This is a genomic window from Bradyrhizobium sp. HKCCYLRH1030, from assembly GCF_051168395.1.
Lineage (GTDB): Bacteria > Pseudomonadota > Alphaproteobacteria > Rhizobiales > Xanthobacteraceae > Bradyrhizobium.
In genome coordinates, this window is sequence record NZ_JBNPUY010000011.1 from 138,519 (window position 1) to 162,048 (window position 23,530).

The following is a 23,530-nucleotide window of genomic DNA, read 5'->3' on the forward strand; positions in this document are numbered from 1 at the left end:
CATGGCGCGCAAGGTCACCGGACGTCATGTCGCGATCGCGACGCTAGCCGCCTGGCTCGCCGGCTTCGTGATCTTCTTCCCGATCCTGTGGATGGTGCTGGCGAGCTTCAAGACCGAGCTGGAGGCGTTCGCGACGCCGCCGTCGTTCCTGTTCTTCCACTGGACCACCGAGAACTACGTCACCGTGCAGGAGCGCAGCGACTATCTGCACCACGCGCTGAACTCGCTGATCGTCGCCGGCGGTTCGACCCTGATCGCGATGCTGATCGCGATCCCTGCGGCGTGGTCGATGGCGTTTGCGCCGACCAAGCGCACCAAGGACATCCTGCTCTGGATGCTCTCGACCAAGATGATGCCGCCGGTCGGCGTGCTCGTGCCGATCTATCTCATCTACAAGAACTTCGGTCTGCTCGACACCCGCACCGGGCTGGTCTTCATCCTGTGCCTCGGCAATTTGCCGATCGTGATCTGGATGCTGTTCACCTACTTCAAGGAGATCCCGAAGGACATCCTGGAAGCAGCGCGGATGGACGGCGCCACGATCGGGCGCGAGCTGATCTACGTGCTGACGCCGATGGCGATCCCGGGGCTGGCCTCGACCCTTCTCCTGAACCTGATCCTGGCCTGGAACGAGGCGTTCTGGACCTTGAACCTGTCGACCCTGAATGCGGCGCCGCTGACGACCTTCATCGCGTCCTATTCGAGCCCGGAAGGCCTGTTCTGGGCGCGGCTGTCGGCGGCCTCCACGCTCGCGATCGCGCCGATCCTGATCATCGGCTGGTTCAGCCAGAAGCAGCTCGTGCGCGGGCTGACCTTCGGCGCAGTGAAGTAACGAAAGGGCTGACCATGGGACGGATCACGCTGGAAGGTGTGCAGAAATCGTTCGGGCCGGTCCACATCATCAAGGGCGCCGATCTCGACATTCCCGACGGCGCCTTCGTGGTGTTCGTCGGCCCCTCCGGTTGCGGCAAGACCACGCTGCTGCGGCTGATCGCGGGGCTCGAGGACGTCTCCGGCGGACGGATCCTGATCGACGGCAACAATGTCGTCGATGTGCCGCCGGCCAAGCGCGGCCTGTCGATGGTGTTCCAGTCCTACGCGCTGTATCCGCATATGAGCGTGCGCGGCAACATCGCCTTCGGCCTGAAGATGGCCGGGCTGCCCAAGGCCGAGATCAACCAGAAGGTCGAGGCGGCCGCGGCCACCTTGAACCTCACGCCCTATCTCGATCGAAAGCCGCGCGAGCTGTCCGGCGGCCAGCGCCAGCGTGTCGCGATCGGCCGCGCCATCGTGCGCGAGCCCAAAGCGTTCCTGTTCGACGAACCGCTGTCCAATCTCGATGCCGCGCTGCGCGTGCAGATGCGGCTCGAGGTGACGCGGCTGCAGAAGCAGCTCGGCACCACCGCGATCTACGTGACGCACGACCAGGTCGAGGCCATGACCATGGCCGACAAGATCGTGGTGCTGAACGCCGGCCGCATCGAGCAATATGGCTCGCCGATCGAGCTCTATCAGCGCCCCGCCAATCTGTTCGTCGCCAGCTTCATCGGCTCGCCGAAGATGAACCTCATCACCGGCGCGGAAGCGGACAAACACCATGCGACCACGATCGGCGTGCGGCCCGAGCATGTCGCGGTCGTCGACGACGGCGGCGAGGGCTGGCCCGGCAAGGTGGTGATCGCCGAGCATCTCGGCAGCGACACCTTTCTCTACGTCGATGCCGGCGCGCTCGGGACGCTCACCGTGCGCGTCGTCGGCGAGAAACGACTCGGTGCCGGCGACACTGTGACGCTGCGGCCCGAGCCCAGCCGCATCTACCGCTTCGACGAGAGCGGCAATTCGATCTTCGCATGAGAGGTGACGTCCCCTCCGGGCGTCAACGACAACAACGGACCACGACGATGTATCTCGAAAAATTCAAACTGAACGGCAAGACCGCGTTGGTCACCGGCGGCGGGCAGGGCATTGGCCTGGCCTGCGTCGAGGCGCTGGCGGAGGCGGGCGCGCATGTCGTGATCGCCGATCGCGACGCCAAGGCGGCGGCGGACGGGCAGGCGGCGATGAAGGCCAAGGGCTATGACACCGAGACCGCGCTGATGGACGTCACCAACTCGGCTCAGGTCAACGAGGTGGCCGACGATCTGGTCGCGCGCTACGGCGGCATCGACATCCTCGTCAACAATGCCGGCATCGCGCGCAGCGAGACGCCGGCCGAGACCGTCACCGACGAGCACTGGCTGAACGTGCTGGACGTCAATCTCAACGGCACCTTCTGGTGCTGCCGCGCCTTCGGCAAGCACATGCTGGCGGCCAACAGTGGCGCCATCGTCAACATCGGCTCGATGTCCGGCTTCATCGTCAACAAGCCGCAGGAGCAGTGCTTCTACAACGCGTCCAAGGCTGCGGTGCACCATCTGACCAAGTCGCTGGCGGCCGAATGGGGCGCGCGGGGCATCCGCGTCAACGCGGTCGCGCCGACCTATATCGAGACTCCGCTGAACGCCTTCGTGAAGAGCAATCCGCGGATGTACGACGCCTGGATCGGTGGAACCCCGATGGCACGGATGGGGCAGGTCGAGGAGATCGCCTCGGTGGTGCTGTTCCTGGCCTCGGAAGCCGCAAGTTTGATGACCGGCAGCGTCGTCGTTGTCGATGGCGGCTACACTTGCTGGTAAGCTCGCGTCAAAGAATTGACGGGAGCGAAACATGCGGCAGGCGTTCATCGGTGTCGATGTCGGCACAACCAGCACGCGCGCCGGGATTTTTGACGGCAACGGCCGGCTGCTTGCCGCGGCGCGGCATCCGATCCAGACTTGGCACGAGGCCGGTGATGTCGTCGAGCAGTCGTCCGACGACATCTGGCGTGCGTGCTGCGCGTCGGTCAAAGCCGCGCTAGCGGAGGCCGCGATCGCGCCGGAGCTGATCAAGGGGATCGGCTTCGATGCCACCTGCTCGCTGGTGGTGCTGGACCGCCAGGGCGCGCCGGTCACCGTCAGCGGCTCCGGCGACGCCAGCCGCAATGTCATCGTGTGGATGGATCATCGCGCGCTGACGGAGGCGCGCGACATCAATGCCACCGAAGACGAGGTGCTGCGCTATGTCGGCGGCTCGATCTCGCCGGAAATGGAGATGCCGAAGCTGCTGTGGCTGAAGCGGCATCTGCGCAAGAGTTTCGATGCGGCCGGCCATTTCTTCGATCTCGCCGACTTCCTCACCTGGCGTGCGTCAGGCTCTCTGGCACGCTCGATGTGCACGGTCACCTGTAAATGGAATTATCTGGCGCACGAGACGTGCTGGAGCGCGGCCTTTTTTCGCCGTATCGGGCTGGAGGATTTCGTCCGCGAGGATTACGCGCGGATCGGCACCGAGATCGTCGCGCCCGGTACGCCGCTCGGCCGTGGGCTGTCGCAGGACGCGGCCGAACAACTCGGGCTCGTCGCGGGTACGCCGGTCGGAGCCGCGCTGATCGATGCCCATGCCGGCGGCATCGGCGCCATCGGTGGCCGCGCGGCTGACGGCGGGGAGGTCGATGTCTGCGACCGGCTCGCCTACATCATGGGGACTTCGGCCTGCATCATGGCGACGACGCGGGTGCCGTCCTTCGTGTCCGGCGTGTGGGGACCGTATTATCAGGGCATGGTGCCTGGGTTCTGGCTCAACGAGGGTGGCCAGTCTGCCGCGGGGGCGGCGATCGATCATCTGCTGCGCTCGCACCCGGCCGCGGCCGAGGCGACCGCTGCGGCGCGCGCGGAAGGGCTCGACCTGATCACCCTGCTCGAAAAACGGATCATGGCGCGGGTGCCGAATGCCGGCAGCGCGGCGCTGCTGGCGCGAGATCTTCACATTCTCCCGGAATTTCTCGGCAACCGCTCGCCCTATGCCGATCCGGACTCGCGCGCCGTCATTGCCGGCCTTGATCTCGATGCCGATGTCTCCGCGATGGAGCGGCTGTTCATGGCCGGGTTGTGCGGGCTCGCCTATGGCCTTGCCGACGTCATCGATGCCTTCGCCGCCAACGGCGTTACCAGCCGGACGCTGGTCATGGCGGGTGGCGCCTCACGCAGCCCGCTGGTACGCCAGATCATGGCCGATACGACGGGATTGACGGTGGCGCTGCCGGGCACCCAGGAGCCGGTGCTGCTCGGTGCGGCCATGCTCGGCGCGGTCGCCAGCGGCGCTTTCCGCTCGATCGGCGATACGATGGCCTCGATGTCCTCGCTCGGGCGTCTCAGCGACCCGACCGATCCGAACATCGCGGCCTTCCATCGCCGCAAGCGGCGCATCCACGGCTTGCTGCGAGCGCTTGATCGCGAGAGCCGTTCCGTGATGCATGGTGCCGATGAGGAGGCACGCTGATGATCCTGAGCTGCGGCGACGCGTTGATCGATTTCGTCCCGGCCAGATTGGCCGACGGGCGCGATGCCTTGCGGCCAGTGGTCGGCGGCTCCTGCCTGAACGTCGCCGTCGGCGTGGCGCGGCTCGGCGCGCCCACGGGCTTCGTCGGTGGCATCTCGACCGACCTGTTCGGCACCATGATCGCGGCGCATGCCCAAGGCTCGCACGTCGACCTCGGCTACGCCGCGCGCAGCCCGGACCAGACCACGCTCGCTTTCGTGCGCCATGTCGGCAGCGAGGCGCAGTATGCCTTCTACGACGCCGAGACCGCCGCGCGGAAGTGGACGTTCCGGCCGGGCAGTATTGCCTTTGCAGACATCGACGCCATCCATGTCGGATCGACCACGTTGATCCACGATCTCGGTGCCGCGGAGACCCGTGCGCTGATCGCCGCCACGCAGGGCGCGGTGACGATCTCCTTCGACCCGAACTGCCGTCCGAATCTGGTGACTGATAAGGCTGGCTACCGCGCTGAGATGGATGGGTTCGCCGCGAGCGCCGACCTGATCAAGATGTCGGATGTCGATTTCGACTATCTGCATGGCCACGACGACTACGCTGCGCGGGCGGACGCGCTGCTGGCGCGCGGCGCCAGCCTGATCGTCGTCACGCGGGGTCCCAAGGGGGCGCTCGGCTGGCATGCGCAGGCCGGCGCGGTCGAGGTCGCGGTCCCCGCGATCGAGGTGGTCGATACGATCGGCGCCGGCGACTCCTTCCAGGCGGGGCTGTTGTTCGCGCTGCGCAAGCTCGGCCGCATCGACCGGGAGGCCCTGAGAGGATTGAGCCAGACCGAAATGCGCAAGGCGCTCGCCTTTGCCGCAGCCTGTGCGGCCGTCACCTGCACCCGCGAGGGCGCCGACCCGCCGCGCTGGGACGACGTGGCTGCAACCTGGGATCGCCTGGGCTGAAGCTCCCCATTGCACTCGTCATTGGGAACTGGTTGGCTGTTCCCCCGTCATATGTGAGTACCGGACGAGGAAGCGCGATCGCGAGACTCCTCTGCCCGGGCCGCGGAAATCTTGACGCGACAAAGAGTTGCAGGGAGGAGAACCATGGCACCCGCCGCACGGACCGAGCCGCTGTCCCGTCACGCGCTGGCCTTCGTGTTGGCTGGCGGACGCGGCAGCCGGCTGCTGGAGCTGACCGACCGGCGCGCCAAGCCCGCCGTCTATTTCGGCGGCAAGTCGCGCATCATCGATTTCGCGCTGTCGAACGCCGTCAATTCCGGCATCCGGCGCATCGCCGTGGCGACACAGTACAAGGCGCACAGCCTGATCCGCCATCTGCAGATGGGCTGGAACTTCTTCCGCCCCGAGCGCAACGAGAGCTTCGACATCCTGCCGGCGAGCCAGCGCGTCTCCGAGACGATGTGGTACGTCGGCACGGCCGACGCCGTGTACCAGAACATCGACATTCTCGAGACCTACAACACGAAATACATCGTCGTGCTGGCCGGCGACCACATCTACAAGATGGACTACGAGCTGATGCTGCAGCAGCATGTCGACCAGCGCGCCGACGTCACCGTCGGCTGCCTGGAGATGCCGCGCGAGGACTCCTCAGGCTTCGGCGTCATGCACATCAATGAGGACGACACGATCCGCGACTTCATCGAGAAGCCGGCCGATCCGCCGCCGATGCCGGGCAAGCCCGACAAGTCGCTCGCGAGCATGGGCATCTACGTGTTCGACGCCAAATTCCTGTTCGAGGAGCTGAAGCGCGACGCAGCGGAACCGAATTCCAACCACGATTTCGGCCGCGACATCATTCCCTACATCGTCAGGAACGGCCGCGCCGTGGCGCACCAGTTCTCGCGCTCCTGTGTCCGCGCCGCCCACGATCAGGGCAGCTACTGGCGCGACGTTGGAACGGTGGACGCCTATTGGGCGGCCAATCTGGATCTGACGGACGTCGTGCCCGAGCTCGATCTCTACGATCGCTCCTGGCCGCTCTGGACCTATTCTGAGATCACGCCGCCGGCCAAGTTCGTCCATGACACGGATGGACGCCGCGGCGAGGCGACCTGCTCCCTGGTGTCCGGGGGCTGCATCGTCTCCGGCGCCCAGGTGCAGCGCTCGCTGCTGTTCACGGGAGCGCATCTGCATTCCTACGCCAAGCTGCAGAACGCGGTGCTGCTGCCCTACGTCAACGTCGCGCGCCATGCGCGCCTGACCAACGTGGTGGTCGATCGCGGCGTGCAGATTCCGGAGGGGCTCGTGGTCGGCGAGGATCCGGAGTTCGACGCCAAGCGGTTCAGGACCACGGAGAACGGCGTGACCTTGATTACCCAGCCGATGATCGACGGGCTCAATTCATGACGCCACTGCGCGTTCTGTCGGTTGCCTCGGAGGTCTATCCCATCGTCAAGACGGGCGGCCTCGCCGATGTCGTCGGCGCCCTGCCGTGGGCGCTGCTGGCGGAGGATGTCGAGGTCCGCACGCTGATTCCCGGCTATCCCGCGGTCATGAAGGCGCTGGAGCAGGCCAGCGAGATCAGCTCGCTGCCGAACTTCTTCGGCGGCAACGCCCGGCTGCTCGGCGGCAGCCATGGCGCGCTCGACCTGTTCGTGCTCGACGCACCGCATCTCTACGACCGCGAGGGCAACCCCTATCTGGGGCCCGACGGCAAGGACTGGCCGGACAATGCGTTCCGCTTCGCGGCACTGGCCCGCGCGGCGTCCTATATCGGCCTCGGCGCGGTGCCGGCCTTCGTGCCCGATGTCGTCCACGGCCACGACTGGCAGGCTGGGCTGGTGCCGGCCTATCTGCTGTACAGCCACCGGCCGCATCCCGGCACGGTCGTGACCGTGCACAATCTGGCGTTCCAGGGCCGCTTTCCGCGCCACTTCCTGCCGCCGCTCGGCCTGCCGCCGGAATCCTTCTCGATCTACGGCCTCGAATATTACGGCGACATCAGCTTCCTCAAGGCGGGACTGCAATTCGCCGACAAGATCACGACGGTGTCGCCGACCTATGCGCGGGAAATCCAGAGCGACGAGCAGGGCATGGGCCTCGGCGGCCTGCTGCGTCAGCGTGCGTCCGACCTCGTCGGCATCCTGAACGGGATCGACACGGCGGTGTGGGATCCCGGCAGCGATCCGGCGATCGCCTCGCATTTCGGCATCGACCGGATCGAGGCGCGGGCACCCAACAAGGCGGCGCTGCAGACGCGCATGGGCCTGCAGGTGGCGCCGGAGACGTTCCTGCTCGGCGTCGTCAGCCGGTTGACCTCGCAGAAGGGGCTCGACCTGCTGCTGTCCTGCCTGCCGACCTTGACCAGTAGCGGCATCCAGCTGGCGCTGCTCGGCGACGGCGAGGCCGAGCTGCGCGACGCGTTCCGTGCCGCGGCCGCGAACGATCCCGCAAAGATCGGCGTCGTCATCGGCTACGACGAGGGCTTGGCGCATCTCATCCAGGCCGGCTGCGATGCGCTGGTCGTGCCGTCACGGTTCGAGCCGTGCGGGCTGACGCAGCTCTGCGCCCTGCGCTACGGCGCGCTGCCGATCGTCACTGCGGTGGGCGGTCTTGCCGACACCGTCATTGACGAGACCGAGGCCGGCGTCGCCGCAACCGGGTTCAAGTGCGCGTCCGTGACAGCGGAGGCGCTCGATCAGACCCTGCGCCGCGCCGCTGCGGCCTTCTACGCCGCGCGCAGCAACGCCTCGAACTGGACCCGCATGCAGCTCAATGCGATGCTGACCGACGTCTCCTGGCGCCACCGCGCCGGCCGCTATGCCGAACTCTACCGGCAGATCGTCGCGCAGCGGCGTCCGGCAGGCTGAGCGCCGCGGCGTACGGGTCGGGAGGCCTATGCCTCGATGAGAACCTTCAACGCATGGGTCTTGGCCGCGGCGCCGAACGTCTCGTAGGCATCGAGGATCTGATCAAGCCTGAAGCGATGGGTGATCAGCCGCTTCGGTTCGAGCTTGCGCGACTGCACCGTCTTCAGCAGCATCGGCGTCGTCACCGTATCGACCAGCCGCGTCGTGATCGCGATGTTGCGGTCCCACAGCTTCTCCAGATGCAGGTCGGCCTTGACCCCATGCACGCCGACATTGGCAATGGTGCCGCCGGGGGCGATGATGTCCTCGCAGGTCACGAACGTGGCGGGCATGCCGACTGCCTCGATCGCGGTGTCGACGCCGCGGCCATTCGTCAGCGCCAGGACCTTCTCGACGGCCTTGCCGTCGGCGTTGTTGACGACGCTGGTGGCGCCGAAGCGGGTGGCGACCTCGAGCCGGTTGTCGTCGAGGTCGATCATGATGATCTCGGCCGGCGAATAGAACTGTGCCGTCAGCAGCGCCGCCAATCCGATCGGGCCGGCGCCGACGATCGCCACCGCCGATCCCGGCTCGACCTTGCCGTTGAGCACGCCGCATTCGAAACCGGTCGGCAGGATGTCGCTCAACATCACCAGCGCATCCTCCTCAGTCCCAGGCGGCACGTGGTAGAGGCTGGTGTCGGCGTGAGGCGTGCGAACATACTCGGCCTGCGTGCCGTCGATCTTGTTGCCGAGGATCCAGCCGCCATGGCGGCAATGCGAATACATGCCGCGCCGGCAATAGTCGCAGGTTCCGCAGGCCGAGATGCAGGAGATGATGACGTGGTCGCCCGGCTTGAACGCGCGCACGGCGCTGCCAACCGCGTCGACCACGCCGACGCCCTCGTGGCCGAGAATGCGGCCCGGTGTACATGTCGGCACGTCACCCTTGAGAATGTGAAGGTCGGTGCCGCAGATCGTCGTCTTCAGGATTTTGACCACCGCATCGCCAGGCTCGATGATGGTCGGCTTCGGGCGCTCGTCGAGAGATTTCTGGCCGGGACCATGATAGACCAGGGCTTTCATGACGTACCTCCGCAGGTTGCTTCCCGGAGGATGGATGGCGCCAGAGAGGTCGCGCGCCGTTGAGGCGTATCAATCCTGGCCAGAGTCCCTATCACTATCGTGTGTTCCGGGTGGCCAGGACGAAAGGCGACGGCGGACGCGCGTCGCGCCTCCAATGCAGTCCAGCCCGGCTCGGATCACATGCGCATCGCTCTGGACGCATCGGTGCGGCTCGCGGATAGTCTCCCGGCTTCCTACAATTCCGCGTGAGATTTCATGACCGACAACCAGCCTCCGTCCGAGTCTTTCGACCTGATCATCCGCGGCGGCACCGTCATCGACGGCACGCGTGCGCCACGCTTCGAGGCGGATGTCGGCATCAAGGACGGCCGCATCGTCGCCATCGGCGGGCTTGACGGCCGGCGAGCCACGCGGGAGATCGATGCCACCGGCCTCATCGTTGCGCCGGGCTTCATCGACTCCCACACCCATGACGACAGCGCCGTGCTGGTCGATCCCGACATGACATGCAAGGTCTCGCAGGGGGTGACCTCCGTCGTGACCGGCAATTGCGGCGTCAGCATCGCGCCGCTGAAGCCGGGCTCGCCGCGGCCGATGCCGCTCGGCTTGCTATCGCCAAGCGAGGGACAGGTGGTCGAGTATGCCGCGTTCGCCGACTACGTCGCCGCGCTGCGCACGGCGCCCGCGGCGGTCAACGTGGCGCCCATGGTCGGCCACACCGCGCTGCGTGCGTCGGTCGTGAGCGACCTCGGCCGGGCCGCGACGGACGTGGAGATCGCCGAGATGCGCGCGCATGTGCAGGAGGCGCTCGACGCCGGCGCCATCGGCGTCTCGACCGGGACGTTCTATCCGCCGGCGGAGGCGGCGCCGACCGAGGAGATCATCGAGGTGTGCCGTCCGCTCACAGGCAGCGGCGGCGTCTATGCCACGCATATGCGCAACGAGGCGAACGAGGTGATCCAGTCGCTGGAGGAGAGCTTTGCCATCGGCAAGGCGCTCGACGTCCAGGTCGTGATCTCGCATCACAAGGTGGTGGGGCCAGCGAATTTCGGCCGCACCAGGGAGACGCTGCCGCTGATCACGAAGGCGATGAGCTGCCAATGCGTCGCACTCGACTGCTATCCCTACAACGCCTCGTCGACCATGCTGCACACCGACCCGGCCAAGCTGCAGGTCAAGGTCGTCGTCGCGGCCTCCGGACCCCATCCGGAAATGGCGGGTCGGGATCTCGCCGACATCGCCGCTGGCTGGGGCGTCGACCGGCTCGAAGCCGCCAAGCGGCTGCAGCCGGCGTCGGCGATCTACTTCGCGATGGACGAGGCCGACGTGCAGACCATCCTCGCCTTCGAGCCGACCATGATCGGCTCCGACGGCCTGCCGTTCGGCGAGCGTCCGCATCCGCGGCTCTGGGGCACGTTCCCGCGCGTGCTCGGCTACTACTGCCGCGAGCTCGAGCTGTTCTCGCTGGAGACCGCGGTGTGGAAGATGAGCGGGCTGACCGCGCAGAATTTCGGCGTCGAGGGACGCGGCACGATCGCGGTCGGCAACCATGCCGACATCACGATCTTCGATGCCGCCAGCGTCCGGGACAGCGCGACCTATGATGCCCCCTGCGTGCCGGCCGCCGGCATCGAGGCCGTCATCGTCAATGGCGCGCTGACCTGGTGGCAGGGCACGCACCAGAAGGCGCGTGCGGGGCAGGTGATCACGCGCGGATCACGGCGGTGATCTAGCTAGATCGTGAACGGGCGCTGGCTGTCGTACTCACGATCTTCCTTGCCGGTCCTGTAATGGTTCGGCGATTGCGTCGGCAGCATCTTGCGCTGAATCTGAAGGTGAAAATCGTTGTAGTTGCCCTTGAATTGACCGTTCGCCCAGACCAGCAGCAGCGCCGCGGTGAAGACGCTGTTGATGGCGCCATCGAATGACACCTGATTGTCCTGGCAGCCCGAGATCAGACGGATGCTGGCCTTGGCGACATCGCTCGACTCCGCACCCGGCGCGCCCTTTGCGGCCCGGCCGATGGCTTCATAAAATGCGCGGTTCTGCTCATACGTACGAAGGGCGATATCCTGCGGCAAGAACTTGGGCGCATAGCTGATCCCTTTCGTCGCGGCCCTGCCGGCCACGGCGATATCCAAATTCCCGGCGAAGCCGGCGGCCTGCGCCATCTCGTAGTAGCTCACCTTGGCCACAGTGCCGCTATGGCAGGAATCGGAGAGAATCAGAACACGAACGCCGTCGGCGATCGCGCCGTACACGCGATAGAGTTCATCATCGATCATCTGTCCGTCATAGAGGCACCAGGTCTCATCGAGTGCGTCGATCTCGTCACCATCGAGGTCCGGAACCTGACTGCCGTGGCCCGAATAGGTCAGCAGCAGAATGTCTCCGCTGTTCAAGTCGCGGGCGGCCATCGTCAGCATGTCGGTCACGGCGCCGCGCGTGGCCTGCTCGCTGAGCAGAATGCCGGTCCGATAGCCCGCCGTCTTCGCAATCGCCTCCATCGCGCGCGCATCATTCTCACAGGCGTTCAGCTTGCCGTCCCACCCAGCATAGTGCTTCGGATCCAGCCGATTGAGACCGATATGCAGCGAAATGCCCTTGGCCATTTCCGTCCCCCTGATGTCTCGGCTCGCAAACATCAAGCCGGCGGTTCGAGCCGATTGCCGCTTTCCGTGACCACCCAGGCGCAGACCGCGCAGATCGCATCGCCGTAGTCGCCGTGCCAACGGCAGTTCGCACGGATCGAACACCGCGGCAGCGCCACGGTCCGCTCATTCGGCAGGAGCTCCAGCCCGTGCTCGTTCAGGATCTTGGCGACGCCACAGCGCTTGCCGTCCCACTTTCCGCAGCCGCGCGCGAGGCACGGCGACGAGAAGCGGAAGCGCTGTTCCGGCGGACGTCCCTGCCGGGCGATCGCGACGAAGGCGGCGTCGACCTCGAAGCGCTCGGGAATGAAATCGATCCGGCCCTCGGCATTGACGATGCCGAGCAGCGTGTTGCCGTCGGCGCAGCGCGAACTCGGGCACATCGGCACCGACTTCGGTTTCACGGATGCTGCATCGGACATCGCCTGAACGCCTCTCGATTAGCTCTCGCCTCGCCCGGCTTGCTTGGTCTGGACATCGCCGTGATCCGAACGTGTGCCGGGCATTCGACCGCACTCAGGGATTATCCAGCTTCGGTCGATAGACAGCTCCGTAAATGTGGGAGCCAGGTCCCGCTCCGAACGCCTTGATCTGCGACAGCGGCGTCGCAACCATGTCGCCGCGCGTATCGAGCTTTGCGATTTCAGCCGTCACCGCCTTCTGAATGGCTTGCTCGATCTCAGACTTCAACTGGCCGGAGAGCGGACCGCCATCGATCTGAGCGACGAAGCGCTCCATCTCCGGCGCGGGCGCCGCCTTGGCGCCTCCACGCTTCGCAATCTCAGCGTCCAAAGCGGCCAGCGCCGCAACAAGATCACCCTGGACGCCGACGATCTGGCGCGCATGGTCGCGCAACGACACCAGATCGTCGATGGATGCGGGCCCTTTGACGGCCGCCGCCAACGCGTTGCCAATGGCAACGCCATAGACCATGATTGCTCCACCGGCGAAGGATGCGATTCCGCCAGCTGTACTCTTCTCGGTCATGATGTCGCCCTCCAAACCTTCAAGGCGCTGACTGAAGATCGATCGTGGCGATCAGACCCGCAGTGGCGCCGCCGTGCGTTCCCCCGAACGATTGGATTTGAGACAACGCCGTGATCTTCAGGTCGCCGCCGCTGTCGTGAGCGGCAATGGCAGCCTTCACCGCATTATTGACGGCCTGCTCGATGCTCTGTCTCGCCTGTGGCTCGATCGGAAGGCCGGTGATCTGCACGGTGAAGCGTTCGGATGGCACCACCTCGGCAGGCGCCGCGCCCTTGGCGGCCGCCTGTCCGCCGCGCTTGACGATTTCCTCGTCGAGCGCGTTCACCGCAGAAACCAGATCGCCTTGAGCGTCGACGATCGCCTTCGCGTGCGAGCGCAATGTGACCAACTCGTCCAGAGTGATACCGCCACTTGCGAGCGCATTGCCGATCGCAAGGCCGTACAGAGGCACCACTCCGCCTGGAACGCCTTCCTTCGCCAAATTCGCCTCCCTCGTCCTCTATACAATCTAAGGTTAGTATTTTACGATACCAATCGTCAACGATGTCGCGGCAAATTTCATGTTCTCTCGTGTACCCCACGCCGATACCGAGATGCCGGTCCGATCAATCCCTTCCGGCGGCTTGCCTACCGCTCAACCGCGCTATGTGGTCTGGGAGATCACGCTCCTCTGCAACCTGAAGTGCAGCCATTGCGGGTCCCGGGCCGGCGCACCTCGCAATGACGAGCTGACCACCGCGGAATGCATCGCTCTGATTGGCGAACTTGCGCGCGCTGGCACCAAGGAGATCGTTCTGATCGGCGGCGAAGCTTACCTCCGCCCCGATTGGCTGGTCCTCGTCGAGGAGATCACTCGTAACGGCATTGTCTGCGGCCTGCAGACCGGCGCCCGGGCACTCACGGAAGCGAAGATCGAAGCGGCCGCGCGCGCCGGACTCAAGACCGTCGGCGTTTCCATCGACGGCCCGGCCGCTACACATGATCGGCTCCGCGGTATCAAGGGCAGCCACGGCCAAGCGGTGGCCGCGATCCGGAACGCGCGAAAGCATGGGCTGATGGCGACCGCCAACTCGCAGGTCAATCGTCTTACCCTGGGCGGCCTGCGCGACATTTTCGATACGATCATCGACGCCGGGGCCTCCGCCTGGCAGATTCAGCTCACCGTGCCCATGGGCAATGCGGCCGATGCTCCATCCATGCTGCTGCAGCCCTTCGATCTCGCTGCGCTGATGCCGGAGCTGTTTGCCCTGTTCGAAGAGGGCCTCGATCGCGGCCTGCAGCTTATGCCCGGTAACAACATCGGGTATTTTGGCCCATACGAAGCGGCTTGGCGCAGTACCTCCGGACGATTCGAATACTACGGCGGCTGCCAGGCCGGACGGGCTGGCCTGGGAATCGAGGCTGACGGCGCCATCAAGGGCTGCCCGTCGCTCCCTACGGCCGCCTATGTCGGCGGCAATATCCGCGATCGATCATTTACCGACATCTGGAACGACAGCGCCGAACTGCGTTTCATGCGCGATCTCGACGAGAGCCGCGGGCGCCGCTGGGGGTTCTGCGCCAAGTGCTACTACGGTCCGATGTGCCGCGCCGGGTGCAGTTGGACCACGCACGTGCTGTCGGGACGGCCTGGCAACAATCCGTTCTGCCACTACCGGGTATTGCGGCTGGCCGAACGCGGCTGGCGCGAGGTGATCGTGCAGCGGACGAGGCCATCGGGACGACAGCCGTTCGACCATGGCTGCTTCGACATCATGATCGAGGACGCCCACGGCGGCCGATACGGCCAGGAAGTGTACGCGAGCGACGAGTTCCAGGATCTCGCGCCTGACGCGGCGGCGAGGCTGGACCAGCTGCTGCTCTGCGAGTCCTGCAAGCACTTCTTCTATCAGGGAGAGCCGGAATGCCCGCATTGCCACGCAGGCGCGGACGCAACGAACAGTGCCGATGATCAGGTGCGGGTCGTGCAACGCGTCATGCAGCACCACAACGAGATCGAACAAATCCTGCGCCGTATCGCGGCGCCCGCCTGACCGAAGGGCGCCTCCGCAGGTTGAGCGGAGTCGTTCGTCGGTACCTGCGGCCGCGGGAAGGCGCTGGCGAAAGTCGTCTGGTCCAATCAAACCCAACCGAGGAGAGTATCCCATGAATGCAAATGAAGACGTCAGAGCCGCGCTGGCGAACATTCCCGTGTCCTGGCTGCACATGCCGGCTCTGGCGTTCGCTGAAGCAGGAGCAGCGGGCGCGAAGGAATTCGGTCCGAAGATCGCGCCCGCCGTGCTGGCGCTCGGCGCTGCAGCCGCAGGAGCGATCATCGGTGGTGGCCTGCAACTCACGCACCAATACCTTCACGACAGCAAAGCCGGACCTGTATCGTATCAGGGCATCGACAAGGTGATCTGCACGGCGACCTTCGCCGAGATCGAAGCAGCCGCAACGCGCATCTACCAGGAGTCCGCCCAGGCCAAGGACGGCAATGCGCTGCAGCAGATCATCGATACTGCGGCAGGCGCGAAGTTCGTTCCGGCGCTGGCGCCCGTTGCCGGAGCGGCGGCGGCCTTCATTGCCGGTGTCTATGCCGGTGCTGCGGCGGCACGTCACTGATCAACGGTGAAACTGATCAACGCTGAAGGCGGCGCGCGGCTTGCCCGTGCGCCGGTTTCACCGGCGCGGGGCATCGCATGATGCCGACCGAGTCGACGGGCGGCTTTGGCCCCCCGGGCATCGTGGACGGCGCGTTCGCCAGACCCGCCGCTACCAGTGGCGGCAAACCGTTCCGGTCGCAGCATAGCTCCGCGGAATGGCGATGGGCCTGAGTTTTCTTACTCGTTCGTCCATTTGAGCCTTGGCGGATTTGCCGAGTTCAAAATGCCCGCCCCGCGGCGCGCGGTGGCCTATCCATCCAATTGGCGATCCAATTTTGGCGTCGGCACCAGCATGGACAGGCGTAGCCTGGATCGCTAGCTAAGCCGCTGCAGCCATCGCGCGCGCGAATTCCGGATAGCATTCGGCGAGCTCGTCGAGGATCCGGCCGCGGATCAGCTCGACCGTCGCCCGGTCCGGCGCGGGCGTGGGCGGCACGATCTCCGGCACCGCATAATCGAATCCGGTGCGATCGCGCACGTCGTCGGCGGAGTAGCCCGGGTGCACCGAGCGCAGCCGGAAGCCGCCGCGCTCGCGGTCGAAATCGAACAGCGCCAGATTGGTCAGCAGCGCCTGCGGGCCGCCGCGCCGCTTCACCTCCGGCGTGGTCGCGGCGGCGCTGACGAAATCCACCTTCGGCACCAACACGCGCGGCGAATGCTCCTCGCGAAACAGGATCACCCGCGGAATGAGATGGTAGAGATAGGCCGAGCCGAACGAGCCCGGCCAGCGCACATCCATCCGCGGATAGTCGCCGGTGCCGACCAGGTTGATGTTGCCGCTGCCGTCGATCTGACCGCCGCCGAGAAAGAACGCGTCGACGCGGCCCTGCGCGGCGCAGTCGAACAGCTCGACGCCGCCATTGGTGAAGAAATTGTGCCGGCTCGAGCCGAGGATCGAGATGCGGACCGGCGGCTTGCCCGCTTGCGCGTTCCGTGCGCGCAGCAGCATCGCGCCGGCCGCCGGGATCGGCGACGAGGCGCCGACGGCGACATGGCGGATGCCATCGAGCAGGTCGGCGATGGTGGTGATCAGCAGCTCCTTGCGCGCGCGTTCATCGTGCATGGTCATGCCACCTGCTTGCTGCGGGCCAGGAAGGCGGAGAGATAGCTGCGAAAGCCCTCGTCGGTGCGCGCCATCGCGGCGTAGCGCGCCAGCTCGGCGCCATCGGTCTCGTATTCGTCCCACAGCGGCAGCGGCCAGGCCCCGTTCGCCGCCACCGCGATGGCATCGACATACAGCGCCGGCAGCACGCCGGCCGCCGAGTCTTCGGTCGCCATCAAATCGCGATCGACGATGCGTTCGACGGTGACCAGCGTGCGCTTCGCCGCATAGGCCATCGTCGCCAGCTCGCGGTAGCGACCGATGCGGACATTGCCGAAGCGGTCGGCCTCAGGCGCATGAAACAGCGCCACGTCGGGCGTGATCGCCGGCACCACGACCACCTTGCCGGGCTCGCCGACCGGACTGTCGATCACGTTCCAATCGGGGCGGACCTGCAGCAGATCGCTGCCGATGATGCCGGCGATCGGCATGAACGGCACGCCCTTCTGCCCGGCCAGCAGGCCGGCATGGATCGCAGGGCAGGTGGCATCGCGCAGGCGGATGCTGCCGTCGCGCACGGCCGAGACGAAGCGCGGTGCGCCGCCGGCCTCGCCGAGCGAGACGGCGCTGGTTTCCACCACCGCGGCCACGCCGGCGCCGATCAGCAGATCGGCCTGGAGGCCCGATATCGGCACGCAGACGAGATGCAGTCCGGTGAGGCCGGCCTCGATCATGGCCGCCGTCGCCGCCATCGAGACGCCGGCACGGTCGACCGGGATCGCGATCGATTGCCCCGGTGCGATGGATGCGACGAGCGCCTCTAGGCCGACAATCTCCGCCATCGGCGTATCCTCCCGTTGTTGCTCTGCCGCGCAGTGTAGCGATGCCCCGCGGACCTGTCAGTGCTCGTATGCGATCGTCGAGCCGCGGATGATGAGCTCCGGCGCCAGGACGATGTGGTCGGTCGCTGCCTCGCGCCCGGCAAGGCGGTCGAGCAGCAACCGCGCCGCGGCTTCCCCCATGTCCCGCTGGGCGATCCGCACCGTGGTCAGCGGCGGCGCGACCATGTCGACGAACGGCATGTCGTTGTGGCCGACCACGGAGACATCGCCGGGGCAGGTCAGGCCGCGCGCGGCGATCGCGTCATAGACGCCGAGCGCCAGCAGATCATTGGCGGCGACGATTGCGGTCGGGCGCGTCCGCCGCGCGAGCAGGCGCAGCGCAGCCTCGCGACCCGCCGCCCGCGTATAGGCTTCGACGGCTTCGACCGGCGCATGGCGGGCGGACAGTCCCGCGACCCTGATGCTGGCCTCGAAGCCGGCGCGGCGGTGCGCGCCGGTCGAGACGTGCTGCGGGCCCGCGACGTGACCGATGCGGCGGTGGCCGAGCGCGACGAGATGCTGGACGGCGAGACGCATGCCGGCGGCATCGTCGCTGGCTGCTGAGGGCAGGAGTCCGGCGGCATCGACGCGATTGACCAGCACCACCGGTAGCGCCGCGTCCAGGCAGTGCTTCACGACATCGTCGCGCAAGCTCACCGTCGCCAGCACCAGACCGTCGACGCCGCGGGCAATCAGCCGGTCGACCAGATCCTGCTCCGACCCCTTGCTGCCGACGTCGACGACGATCGTCGCATAGCCCTCGGCGTTGAGACGATCGGCGATGCCGGACAGCACGGGCGGGAAGCCGGGATCGGCGATATCGGGCGCGAGCACACCGATCAGGCCGCTGCGCCCGGTGCGCAGGCCCTTGGCGGCCATGTTCAGCCGATAGCCGAGCGCGTTGGCGGCGGCCTGGATCCGCTCCACGACATCGCCCGCCACCAGATGCTTCATGGCCGGGCTGAGCGCGCGCGACACCGTGGAGGGATGCACGTCGCAGCGCGCGGCGACATCCTTGATCGTCGGGCGTGAGGACGCCGTTGCGCGCGGGCTCCTTGTCGATGGCGACGTCCGTTTCATCTCCGCTCCCCGATGCCGCAGCGCAGCGACGTTTTGATCGCGCGGTACCTTGACACATTTTGCGTGCGTGCAATAAATCCGGCTCTGCAATCGATTGCAATAGCACAATGGGAAACGCCCACATGACAGCCAGCGCGCTGAAGCCGCATCTGGTCAGCCCGGAGCATCTCGATCCGCATTGGCGCTGGGGGCGGGCGATTCCGTCGCATGGCCATGTCTCGGTGGATTTCGAGCGCCGCGTCGATTTCGACAGGTTGCGGCGCTACCGACTGGCGCGGGCGCGCGCGGCGCTGAAGGCGTCGGGCTATGGTGCGCTGCTGCTGTTCGACGTCAACAACATTCGCTACGTGTCCGGCACCAAGATCGGCGAATGGGAGCGCGACAAGCTGTGCCGTTTCGCGCTGCTGGCCGGCGACGGCGAGCCGATCGTGTGGGATTTCGGTTCGGCAGCCGTCCACCATCGTCTGTTCTGCGACTGGCTGGCGCCGGAGAACTGCCGCGCCGGCATGCTCGGCATGCGCGGCACCGTGCCGCCGGCGGTCGGACTGATGAAGGCGCATGCCGAGGAGGTGATGAGCCTGTTGCGGTCGGCCGGCGTTGCCGACATGCCGGTCGGCGTCGACCTCGCCGAGACCGCGATGTTCTTCGAGCTGCAGAAGGCCGGCATGAAGGTGGTCGACGGCCAGCAGGTCATGCTGGACGCGCGCGAGATCAAGAACATCGACGAGATCATGCTGTTGAATCAGGCCGCGGCCATGGTCGACGGTGTCTATCATTCGATCTACGAACACCTGAAGCCGGGCGTGCGTGAGAACGACATCGTCGCGCTCGCCAACAAGATGCTCTATGAGATGGGCTCCGACGACGTCGAGGCGATCAATGCCATCTCCGGTGAGCGCTGCAATCCGCATCCGCACAATTTCACCGACCGCATCCTGCGTCCGGGCGACCAGGCGTTCTTCGACATCCTGCAGTCCTATCAGGGCTACCGGACCTGCTACTACCGCACTTTCAACGTCGGCCGCGCCACGCCGGCGCAGCACGACGCCTACAAGCAGTGCCGCGAATGGCTCGATCATGCGATCGCGCTGATCAAGCCGGGCGTCTCGACCGACACCGTCGCCAAGGTCTGGCCTAAGGCCGAGGAGTTCGGCTTTCCCTCGGAGATGGCCGCCTTCGGCCTGCAGTTCGGCCACGGCCTCGGGCTCGCGCTGCATGAGCGCCCGATCATCTCGCGGCTGGTCTCGCTGGACAATCCGATGGAGATCAAGACCGGCATGGTGTTCGCGCTCGAGACCTACTGTCCGGCGACCGACGGCTTCTCGGCCGCGCGGATCGAGGAGGAGGTCGTGGTCACCGACAAGGGCTGTCAGGTGATCACGCTGTTCCCGGCCGAGGAATTGCCGATCGCCAACCGCTATTGAGCGAACGAACGGTGCGACCAGGAGAGTGGTCTTCGTGTTTTCGTCATTGCGAGCGAAGCGAAGCAATCCAGGGCGGCAGCCGTGACTCTGGATTGCTTCGTCGCTTCGCTCCTCGCAATGACCGCATCCGTGATAAGTAGGACGAGGAGACGACAATGACCACGACGCATTCGCTCGGCTGGATCGGCATGGGGCGCATGGGCTATCCCATGGCCGAGCGCCTGCTCAAGGCCGGCCACAAGGTGTCGATCTACAATCGCACCCGCGCCAAGGCCGAGCCGCTGGCGGCGAAAGGGGGCGTGATCGTCGATCATCCCCGCGATCTCGCCGCGTGCGACATCGTGTTCACGATGGTGTCGACGGGCAAGGATCTCGAGCAGGTCTATTTCGGCGACAACGGCCTGGTGGCTGCCAGTTCCGGATCGCGTCCCCGGATCCTGGTGGACTGCTCCTCGATCGGCATCGAGCAGTCGGAGGCAATCGCCGCCAGGCTCGTTCGACTGGGCTGTGAGTTCGTGCGCGCGCCGGTGTCCGGCAACGGCAAATGCGTCAAGGCCGGCAAGCTGTCGTCGGTCGTCTCCGGCCCCAAGGCCGCATTCGAGGTCATCGCACCCTATCTGGCGAAGATCGCTGTCTCCGGCGTGTCCTATGTCGGCGAGGGCGAGCTCGCGCGCATCTGCAAGATCGCGCACAATGTCTTCCTCGGCGTCGTGATCCAGAACCTCGCCGAGATCACCATCCTGGCGCAGAAGGCCGGCGTGCCGCGCCATGCCTTCCTGAACTTCATGAACGCCAGCGTCATGGGCTCGACTTTCACGAAGTACAAGAGCAACGCGCTGGTCAATCTCGACTGGACCACGACCTTCACGCCGCCGCTGCTGCGCAAGGATCTCGATCTCGGCCTGTCGGCGGCGCGCCAGCTCGACGTCGCGATGCCGGTGACGGCCGCGACACGCGAGGCATTGCAGGCCCATGTCGGCGCGGCCTCGCTGCAGGCCGATCCTGCCGCCTATCTGGAGAAGGATTTTGCGGCGCTGCTGGAGACCGTGGCGCTGGCGGCGGGCGTCAAGCTGGCGCCGGAGAACGTGCCGATGCCGACCGGGCTGGAGACCGAGGGATAATCCGGCTCAGCTCGCGGTGAGCGCCCGCCAGCGGGTGTCGCGCGCGGAGGGGCGGCGGTGCAGGCGGGCATCGAGCAGGTCTCGCGCCTGAGCCAGCGCGCCGCTGCGGATCAGTGCCAGGATGTAGGTGTCCTCGATCACCTCGCGCTGGGCGTGGCTGCCGCCGATGCGGGGGAGGTCGCCGATGACGGGCGCAAGCTCGCGCGCGCATCCGCGCCAATTGTCATCGGCGAACGCACGCAGTGCCCGCAACATGTGCGGCACGATGCGCCCGGCCGGCAGCCTGCCCTCGGCCTGCCGCCGCTCGATCGCGGCAAGGCGTCCCTTGAGCGCGGCGCTGTCATGCGTTGCTGCCGCGATCATCACCAGATGCATCTCGGCGAAGGCGAGGGTCGAACCCGTGAAGCGCGTGCTCGCATAGGCCGCCGTGTCGGCCCATGCGTTGGGCGGCACCGGTTGCTCGTCAGCCATCAGCCGCCACAGCAGCGAGGCGCAGTCGGACAGGGTGTTGAGCGGGGGCGCCGAGTCCATCGTCGGCACCAGCACGTCGGTATAGACCGCCCGCGCCTTGTCGGTATCGCCCCGGTCCAGCGCGCCGAGCGCCTGGTGCCAGCAGATATGGCCATGCAGCATTCCCGTGCGGTCATAGTCGCCGATCCACCCCTCGACGAGCGCATCGGCCTCGTCCACCGCGCCTTCCTCGAACATCGCATGCAGCAGCGCATGCACGGCATAGGCGTTGTGCCGGCGCAGCGCGAAGCTGCGCTCGGTGACGGCGCGGCCCTTCGCCAACTCGCCGGCCTCGGTCAGGGCCCAGCCATGGTTGGACATGAACCACCAGTCCTCGCCATAATCAGCGGCGAAGCGGTCGCAGAGGTCGCGGCGGGCGGCATCGTGATCGGCGCGGCCGGAGAAGGCGAGCAGGCCGAAAGCGCCGAGCGGGAGCGCCATGATCATGGCGTCCCGCGGCCAGTTCGCCAGATGCGCCAGGGTCGATGTCAGCGCGTCAGTGCCGCGTCCCTCGATGGCGAGCACCAGGGTCGCGACATGGCTCTGCTCGCGCGGGGTGCCGCGCTTGGCAGCGAGATCGCGGGCGCGTGCGATGGTCTGCAGCGCCGCCTCGCGCTGCATGTAGATCGCGTGGATGCGAGCACGCGCCGCGTGCGCCAGCGCGAACTCCGGATCGAGCATGATCGCCCGCTCGAACGCGTCAATGGCCCCGGGCCAGAATGCGAGCAGCAGATCCATGCCCTCGCGATAGGCTGCGGCCGCGTCAGTGGAGGCGGTCGACAGTGGCAGGCCGTAGCGATCCTCCTCCATCTTTAGCCCACCCGCGGCCTGCGGCCCTCGATCGGATAGGCCGGATCGTTGTAGCCCGGCGTCGAGGCGTGACCGGTCACGACCAGCCGGTCGATCAGCGCCTCGTCGTCGGCGGCAAAGGGATAGTCGAGCGCGCGGATGTAATCGTCCCATTGCGCCTCGGTGCGCGGACCCGCGATCACGGAGCTGATGAAGGCGGAGTTGAGCACCCAGGACACGGCGAACTGTCCCGGCGTGAAGCCCTTCGTCTCGGCGTGACGCTTGATCTCCTGCGCCAGCTTCAACGATTCGGGCCGCCACTCGGTCTGCATCATTCGCGTATCGTTGCGGCCGGCGCGGGTGTCCATGTCCGGCGGCGCATCGGGGCTGTACTTTCCGGTGAGCACGCCGCGCGCCAGCGGGCTGTAGGGCACGACGCCGAGGCCGTAATAGCCGCAGGCCGGCAGGTGCTCGACCTCCGGCATCCGGTTCATCGCATTGTAGTACGGCTGGCTGACGACAGGGCGGTCGATGCCGATGGCGTCGCAGAGATTGCAGATCTCGGCGAGCCGCCAGGCGCGGTAGTTGGAGACGCCGAAATAGCGGATCTTGCCGGCACGCATGAGATCGCCGATCGCGCGCACGGTTTCCTCGAGCGGCGTCGCGTGATCTTCCTTGTGCAGGTAGTAGATGTCGATGTGACCGGTGCCGAGCCGCCGCAGGCTTTCGTCGGCAGCCTGCAGCACCCAGCGCCGCGACAGGCCGGCGCGGTTGGGATCGTCGCCCATCGGGTTGGCGAGCTTGGTGGCGACGATCCAGCGGTCGCGCTCGCGCGCGATGGCGCGGCCGACCACCTCTTCCGAGACGCCCTTGTTGTAGGCATCCGCGGTGTCGATGAAGTTGACGCCGGCGTCGCGCGCTTTGGCGATGATGCGGGCGGATGCCGGCTCGTCGGTGGGACCGCCGAACATCATCGTGCCCAGGCAGATCGGCGACACTTTCAGGCCGGAACGGCCGAGCTGGCGATAGTCCATTGATGCCTCATTCTTGCCACACGCGCGCATGGGTTTGATAGGACGATAAACCCATCAACGCGTCTTTGCGAGCGCAGCGAAGCAATCCAGAGTCCCTTCCGCCACCCTGGATTGCTTCGTCGCTGC

At 66.4% G+C, this 23,530-nt stretch carries 22 protein-coding genes; 12 read left to right on the top strand and 10 right to left on the bottom strand.

Going from position 1 to position 23,530, the window contains the following annotated elements; all coding sequences use genetic code 11:
- The first annotated feature begins 1 nt into the window (after position 1).
- From ACQR1E_RS28105 to glgA, 7 genes are all read left to right on the top strand, one after another.
- Entirely contained in the window at positions 2-832 is an 831-nt protein-coding gene (locus ACQR1E_RS28105) for a carbohydrate ABC transporter permease (RefSeq protein ID WP_315716339.1), read from the top strand.
- Positions 833-846: 14 nt separating this feature from the next.
- Positions 847-1,854: an ABC transporter ATP-binding protein gene (locus ACQR1E_RS28110; RefSeq protein ID WP_315716338.1), complete on the top strand. Its 1,008-nt coding sequence runs from the start codon at positions 847-849 to the stop codon at positions 1,852-1,854.
- Positions 1,855-1,901: 47 nt separating this feature from the next.
- On the top strand, positions 1,902-2,675 hold the full coding sequence (locus ACQR1E_RS28115; protein WP_315716337.1) for an SDR family NAD(P)-dependent oxidoreductase: 774 nt from the start codon (positions 1,902-1,904) through the stop codon (positions 2,673-2,675).
- A gap of 31 nt (positions 2,676-2,706) precedes the next feature.
- The gene (locus ACQR1E_RS28120) at positions 2,707-4,356 is read left to right on the top strand and encodes an FGGY-family carbohydrate kinase (protein ID WP_315716336.1); all 1,650 of its coding nucleotides are present in this window, start codon (positions 2,707-2,709) and stop codon (positions 4,354-4,356) included.
- Positions 4,356-5,303: a carbohydrate kinase family protein gene (locus ACQR1E_RS28125; RefSeq protein ID WP_315716335.1), complete on the top strand. Its 948-nt coding sequence runs from the start codon at positions 4,356-4,358 to the stop codon at positions 5,301-5,303. The genes ACQR1E_RS28120 and ACQR1E_RS28125 overlap by 1 nt, the downstream gene beginning before the upstream one ends.
- 144 nt (positions 5,304-5,447) lie before the next feature.
- Positions 5,448-6,713, top strand: a complete 1,266-nt coding sequence (glgC, locus tag ACQR1E_RS28130; protein WP_315716334.1) for a glucose-1-phosphate adenylyltransferase — start codon at positions 5,448-5,450, stop codon at positions 6,711-6,713.
- A complete protein-coding gene (gene glgA / locus ACQR1E_RS28135; protein ID WP_315716333.1) occupies positions 6,710-8,176 on the top strand; it encodes a glycogen synthase GlgA in 1,467 nt (488 codons plus the stop codon). Before glgC ends, glgA begins: the two co-directional genes overlap by 4 nt.
- Positions 8,177-8,202: 26 nt before the next feature.
- Here glgA and ACQR1E_RS28140 read toward each other — a convergent pair whose 3' ends face one another.
- Positions 8,203-9,240, bottom strand: coding sequence for a zinc-dependent alcohol dehydrogenase family protein (locus ACQR1E_RS28140; RefSeq protein ID WP_315826538.1), 1,038 nt, complete (start codon positions 9,238-9,240; stop codon positions 8,203-8,205).
- Between the two features lie 255 nt (positions 9,241-9,495).
- Between ACQR1E_RS28140 and ACQR1E_RS28145 the strand changes: the two genes are divergently transcribed.
- Entirely contained in the window at positions 9,496-10,968 is a 1,473-nt protein-coding gene (locus ACQR1E_RS28145) for an N-acyl-D-amino-acid deacylase family protein (RefSeq protein ID WP_316204437.1), read from the top strand.
- Between the two features lie 5 nt (positions 10,969-10,973).
- On the opposite strand, the gene ACQR1E_RS28150 is transcribed toward ACQR1E_RS28145, so the two are convergent.
- The 4 genes from ACQR1E_RS28150 to ACQR1E_RS28165 all read right to left on the bottom strand — a co-directional run bounded on the left by ACQR1E_RS28150 (position 10,974) and on the right by ACQR1E_RS28165 (position 13,359).
- Positions 10,974-11,996, bottom strand: a complete 1,023-nt coding sequence (locus tag ACQR1E_RS28150; RefSeq protein ID WP_434897837.1) for a caspase family protein — start codon at positions 11,994-11,996, stop codon at positions 10,974-10,976.
- Positions 11,885-12,313: a hypothetical protein gene (locus ACQR1E_RS28155; RefSeq protein WP_315826541.1), complete on the bottom strand. Its 429-nt coding sequence runs from the start codon at positions 12,311-12,313 to the stop codon at positions 11,885-11,887. Before ACQR1E_RS28155 ends, ACQR1E_RS28150 begins: the two co-directional genes overlap by 112 nt.
- Positions 12,314-12,407: 94 nt before the next feature.
- Positions 12,408-12,878, bottom strand: a complete 471-nt coding sequence (locus ACQR1E_RS28160) for a hypothetical protein (protein WP_315751390.1) — start codon at positions 12,876-12,878, stop codon at positions 12,408-12,410.
- Between the two features lie 19 nt (positions 12,879-12,897).
- Positions 12,898-13,359: a DUF1843 domain-containing protein gene (locus ACQR1E_RS28165; RefSeq protein WP_315716327.1), complete on the bottom strand. Its 462-nt coding sequence runs from the start codon at positions 13,357-13,359 to the stop codon at positions 12,898-12,900.
- A 79-nt stretch (positions 13,360-13,438) separates the two neighbouring features.
- Between ACQR1E_RS28165 and ACQR1E_RS28170 the strand changes: the two genes are divergently transcribed.
- A complete protein-coding gene (locus ACQR1E_RS28170) occupies positions 13,439-14,911 on the top strand; it encodes a radical SAM protein (protein WP_434897838.1) in 1,473 nt (490 codons plus the stop codon).
- 112 nt (positions 14,912-15,023) lie between these two features.
- A complete protein-coding gene (locus tag ACQR1E_RS28175) occupies positions 15,024-15,482 on the top strand; it encodes a hypothetical protein (RefSeq protein WP_315716325.1) in 459 nt (152 codons plus the stop codon).
- Between the two features lie 360 nt (positions 15,483-15,842).
- On the opposite strand, the gene ACQR1E_RS28180 is transcribed toward ACQR1E_RS28175, so the two are convergent.
- The 3 genes from ACQR1E_RS28180 to ACQR1E_RS28190 are packed head-to-tail and all read right to left on the bottom strand — an operon-like array spanning position 15,843 to position 18,526.
- Positions 15,843-16,592, bottom strand: coding sequence for a CoA-transferase (locus ACQR1E_RS28180; protein ID WP_315716324.1), 750 nt, complete (start codon positions 16,590-16,592; stop codon positions 15,843-15,845).
- On the bottom strand, positions 16,589-17,407 hold the full coding sequence (locus tag ACQR1E_RS28185; RefSeq protein ID WP_434897839.1) for a CoA transferase subunit A: 819 nt from the start codon (positions 17,405-17,407) through the stop codon (positions 16,589-16,591). Before ACQR1E_RS28185 ends, ACQR1E_RS28180 begins: the two co-directional genes overlap by 4 nt.
- 57 nt (positions 17,408-17,464) lie before the next feature.
- On the bottom strand, positions 17,465-18,526 hold the full coding sequence (locus tag ACQR1E_RS28190; RefSeq protein ID WP_316226664.1) for a LacI family DNA-binding transcriptional regulator: 1,062 nt from the start codon (positions 18,524-18,526) through the stop codon (positions 17,465-17,467).
- A 122-nt stretch (positions 18,527-18,648) separates the two neighbouring features.
- On the opposite strand from ACQR1E_RS28190, the gene ACQR1E_RS28195 reads away from it, so the two are divergent.
- Positions 18,649-19,950, top strand: a complete 1,302-nt coding sequence (locus ACQR1E_RS28195; RefSeq protein ID WP_315826546.1) for a M24 family metallopeptidase — start codon at positions 18,649-18,651, stop codon at positions 19,948-19,950.
- Positions 19,951-20,105: 155 nt separating this feature from the next.
- Complete coding sequence (locus ACQR1E_RS28200; protein ID WP_315716320.1) at positions 20,106-21,071, top strand: NAD(P)-dependent oxidoreductase; 966 nt, start codon at positions 20,106-20,108, stop codon at positions 21,069-21,071.
- 6 nt (positions 21,072-21,077) lie between these two features.
- Here the strand turns inward: ACQR1E_RS28200 and ACQR1E_RS28205 are convergent, their stop codons facing one another.
- Both ACQR1E_RS28205 and ACQR1E_RS28210 read right to left on the bottom strand, forming a co-directional pair.
- Positions 21,078-22,391, bottom strand: a complete 1,314-nt coding sequence (locus ACQR1E_RS28205; protein WP_316165539.1) for a tetratricopeptide repeat protein — start codon at positions 22,389-22,391, stop codon at positions 21,078-21,080.
- 2 nt (positions 22,392-22,393) lie between these two features.
- Entirely contained in the window at positions 22,394-23,404 is a 1,011-nt protein-coding gene (locus tag ACQR1E_RS28210) for an aldo/keto reductase (protein WP_434897840.1), read from the bottom strand.
- Positions 23,405-23,530 lie beyond the last annotated feature (126 nt).

Bases quoted from the DNA above. Each gene is read 5' to 3' on its own strand.
- ACQR1E_RS28105 (WP_315716339.1), top strand. From the start codon at position 2: ATGGCGCGCAAGGTCACCGGACGTCATGTCGCGATCGCGACGCTAGCC.
- ACQR1E_RS28110 (WP_315716338.1), top strand. From the start codon at position 847: ATGGGACGGATCACGCTGGAAGGTGTGCAGAAATCGTTCGGGCCGGTC.
- ACQR1E_RS28115 (WP_315716337.1), top strand. From the start codon at position 1,902: ATGTATCTCGAAAAATTCAAACTGAACGGCAAGACCGCGTTGGTCACC.
- ACQR1E_RS28120 (WP_315716336.1), top strand. From the start codon at position 2,707: ATGCGGCAGGCGTTCATCGGTGTCGATGTCGGCACAACCAGCACGCGC.
- ACQR1E_RS28125 (WP_315716335.1), top strand. From the start codon at position 4,356: ATGATCCTGAGCTGCGGCGACGCGTTGATCGATTTCGTCCCGGCCAGA.
- glgC (WP_315716334.1), top strand. From the start codon at position 5,448: ATGGCACCCGCCGCACGGACCGAGCCGCTGTCCCGTCACGCGCTGGCC.
- glgA (WP_315716333.1), top strand. From the start codon at position 6,710: ATGACGCCACTGCGCGTTCTGTCGGTTGCCTCGGAGGTCTATCCCATC.
- ACQR1E_RS28140 (WP_315826538.1), bottom strand. From the start codon at position 9,240: ATGAAAGCCCTGGTCTATCATGGTCCCGGCCAGAAATCTCTCGACGAG.
- ACQR1E_RS28145 (WP_316204437.1), top strand. From the start codon at position 9,496: ATGACCGACAACCAGCCTCCGTCCGAGTCTTTCGACCTGATCATCCGC.
- ACQR1E_RS28155 (WP_315826541.1), bottom strand. From the start codon at position 12,313: ATGTCCGATGCAGCATCCGTGAAACCGAAGTCGGTGCCGATGTGCCCG.
- ACQR1E_RS28160 (WP_315751390.1), bottom strand. From the start codon at position 12,878: ATGACCGAGAAGAGTACAGCTGGCGGAATCGCATCCTTCGCCGGTGGA.
- ACQR1E_RS28170 (WP_434897838.1), top strand. From the start codon at position 13,439: ATGTTCTCTCGTGTACCCCACGCCGATACCGAGATGCCGGTCCGATCA.
- ACQR1E_RS28175 (WP_315716325.1), top strand. From the start codon at position 15,024: ATGAATGCAAATGAAGACGTCAGAGCCGCGCTGGCGAACATTCCCGTG.
- ACQR1E_RS28180 (WP_315716324.1), bottom strand. From the start codon at position 16,592: ATGACCATGCACGATGAACGCGCGCGCAAGGAGCTGCTGATCACCACC.
- ACQR1E_RS28185 (WP_434897839.1), bottom strand. From the start codon at position 17,407: ATGGCGGAGATTGTCGGCCTAGAGGCGCTCGTCGCATCCATCGCACCG.
- ACQR1E_RS28190 (WP_316226664.1), bottom strand. From the start codon at position 18,526: ATGAAACGGACGTCGCCATCGACAAGGAGCCCGCGCGCAACGGCGTCC.
- ACQR1E_RS28195 (WP_315826546.1), top strand. From the start codon at position 18,649: ATGACAGCCAGCGCGCTGAAGCCGCATCTGGTCAGCCCGGAGCATCTC.
- ACQR1E_RS28200 (WP_315716320.1), top strand. From the start codon at position 20,106: ATGACCACGACGCATTCGCTCGGCTGGATCGGCATGGGGCGCATGGGC.
- ACQR1E_RS28205 (WP_316165539.1), bottom strand. From the start codon at position 22,391: ATGGAGGAGGATCGCTACGGCCTGCCACTGTCGACCGCCTCCACTGAC.
- ACQR1E_RS28210 (WP_434897840.1), bottom strand. From the start codon at position 23,404: ATGGACTATCGCCAGCTCGGCCGTTCCGGCCTGAAAGTGTCGCCGATC.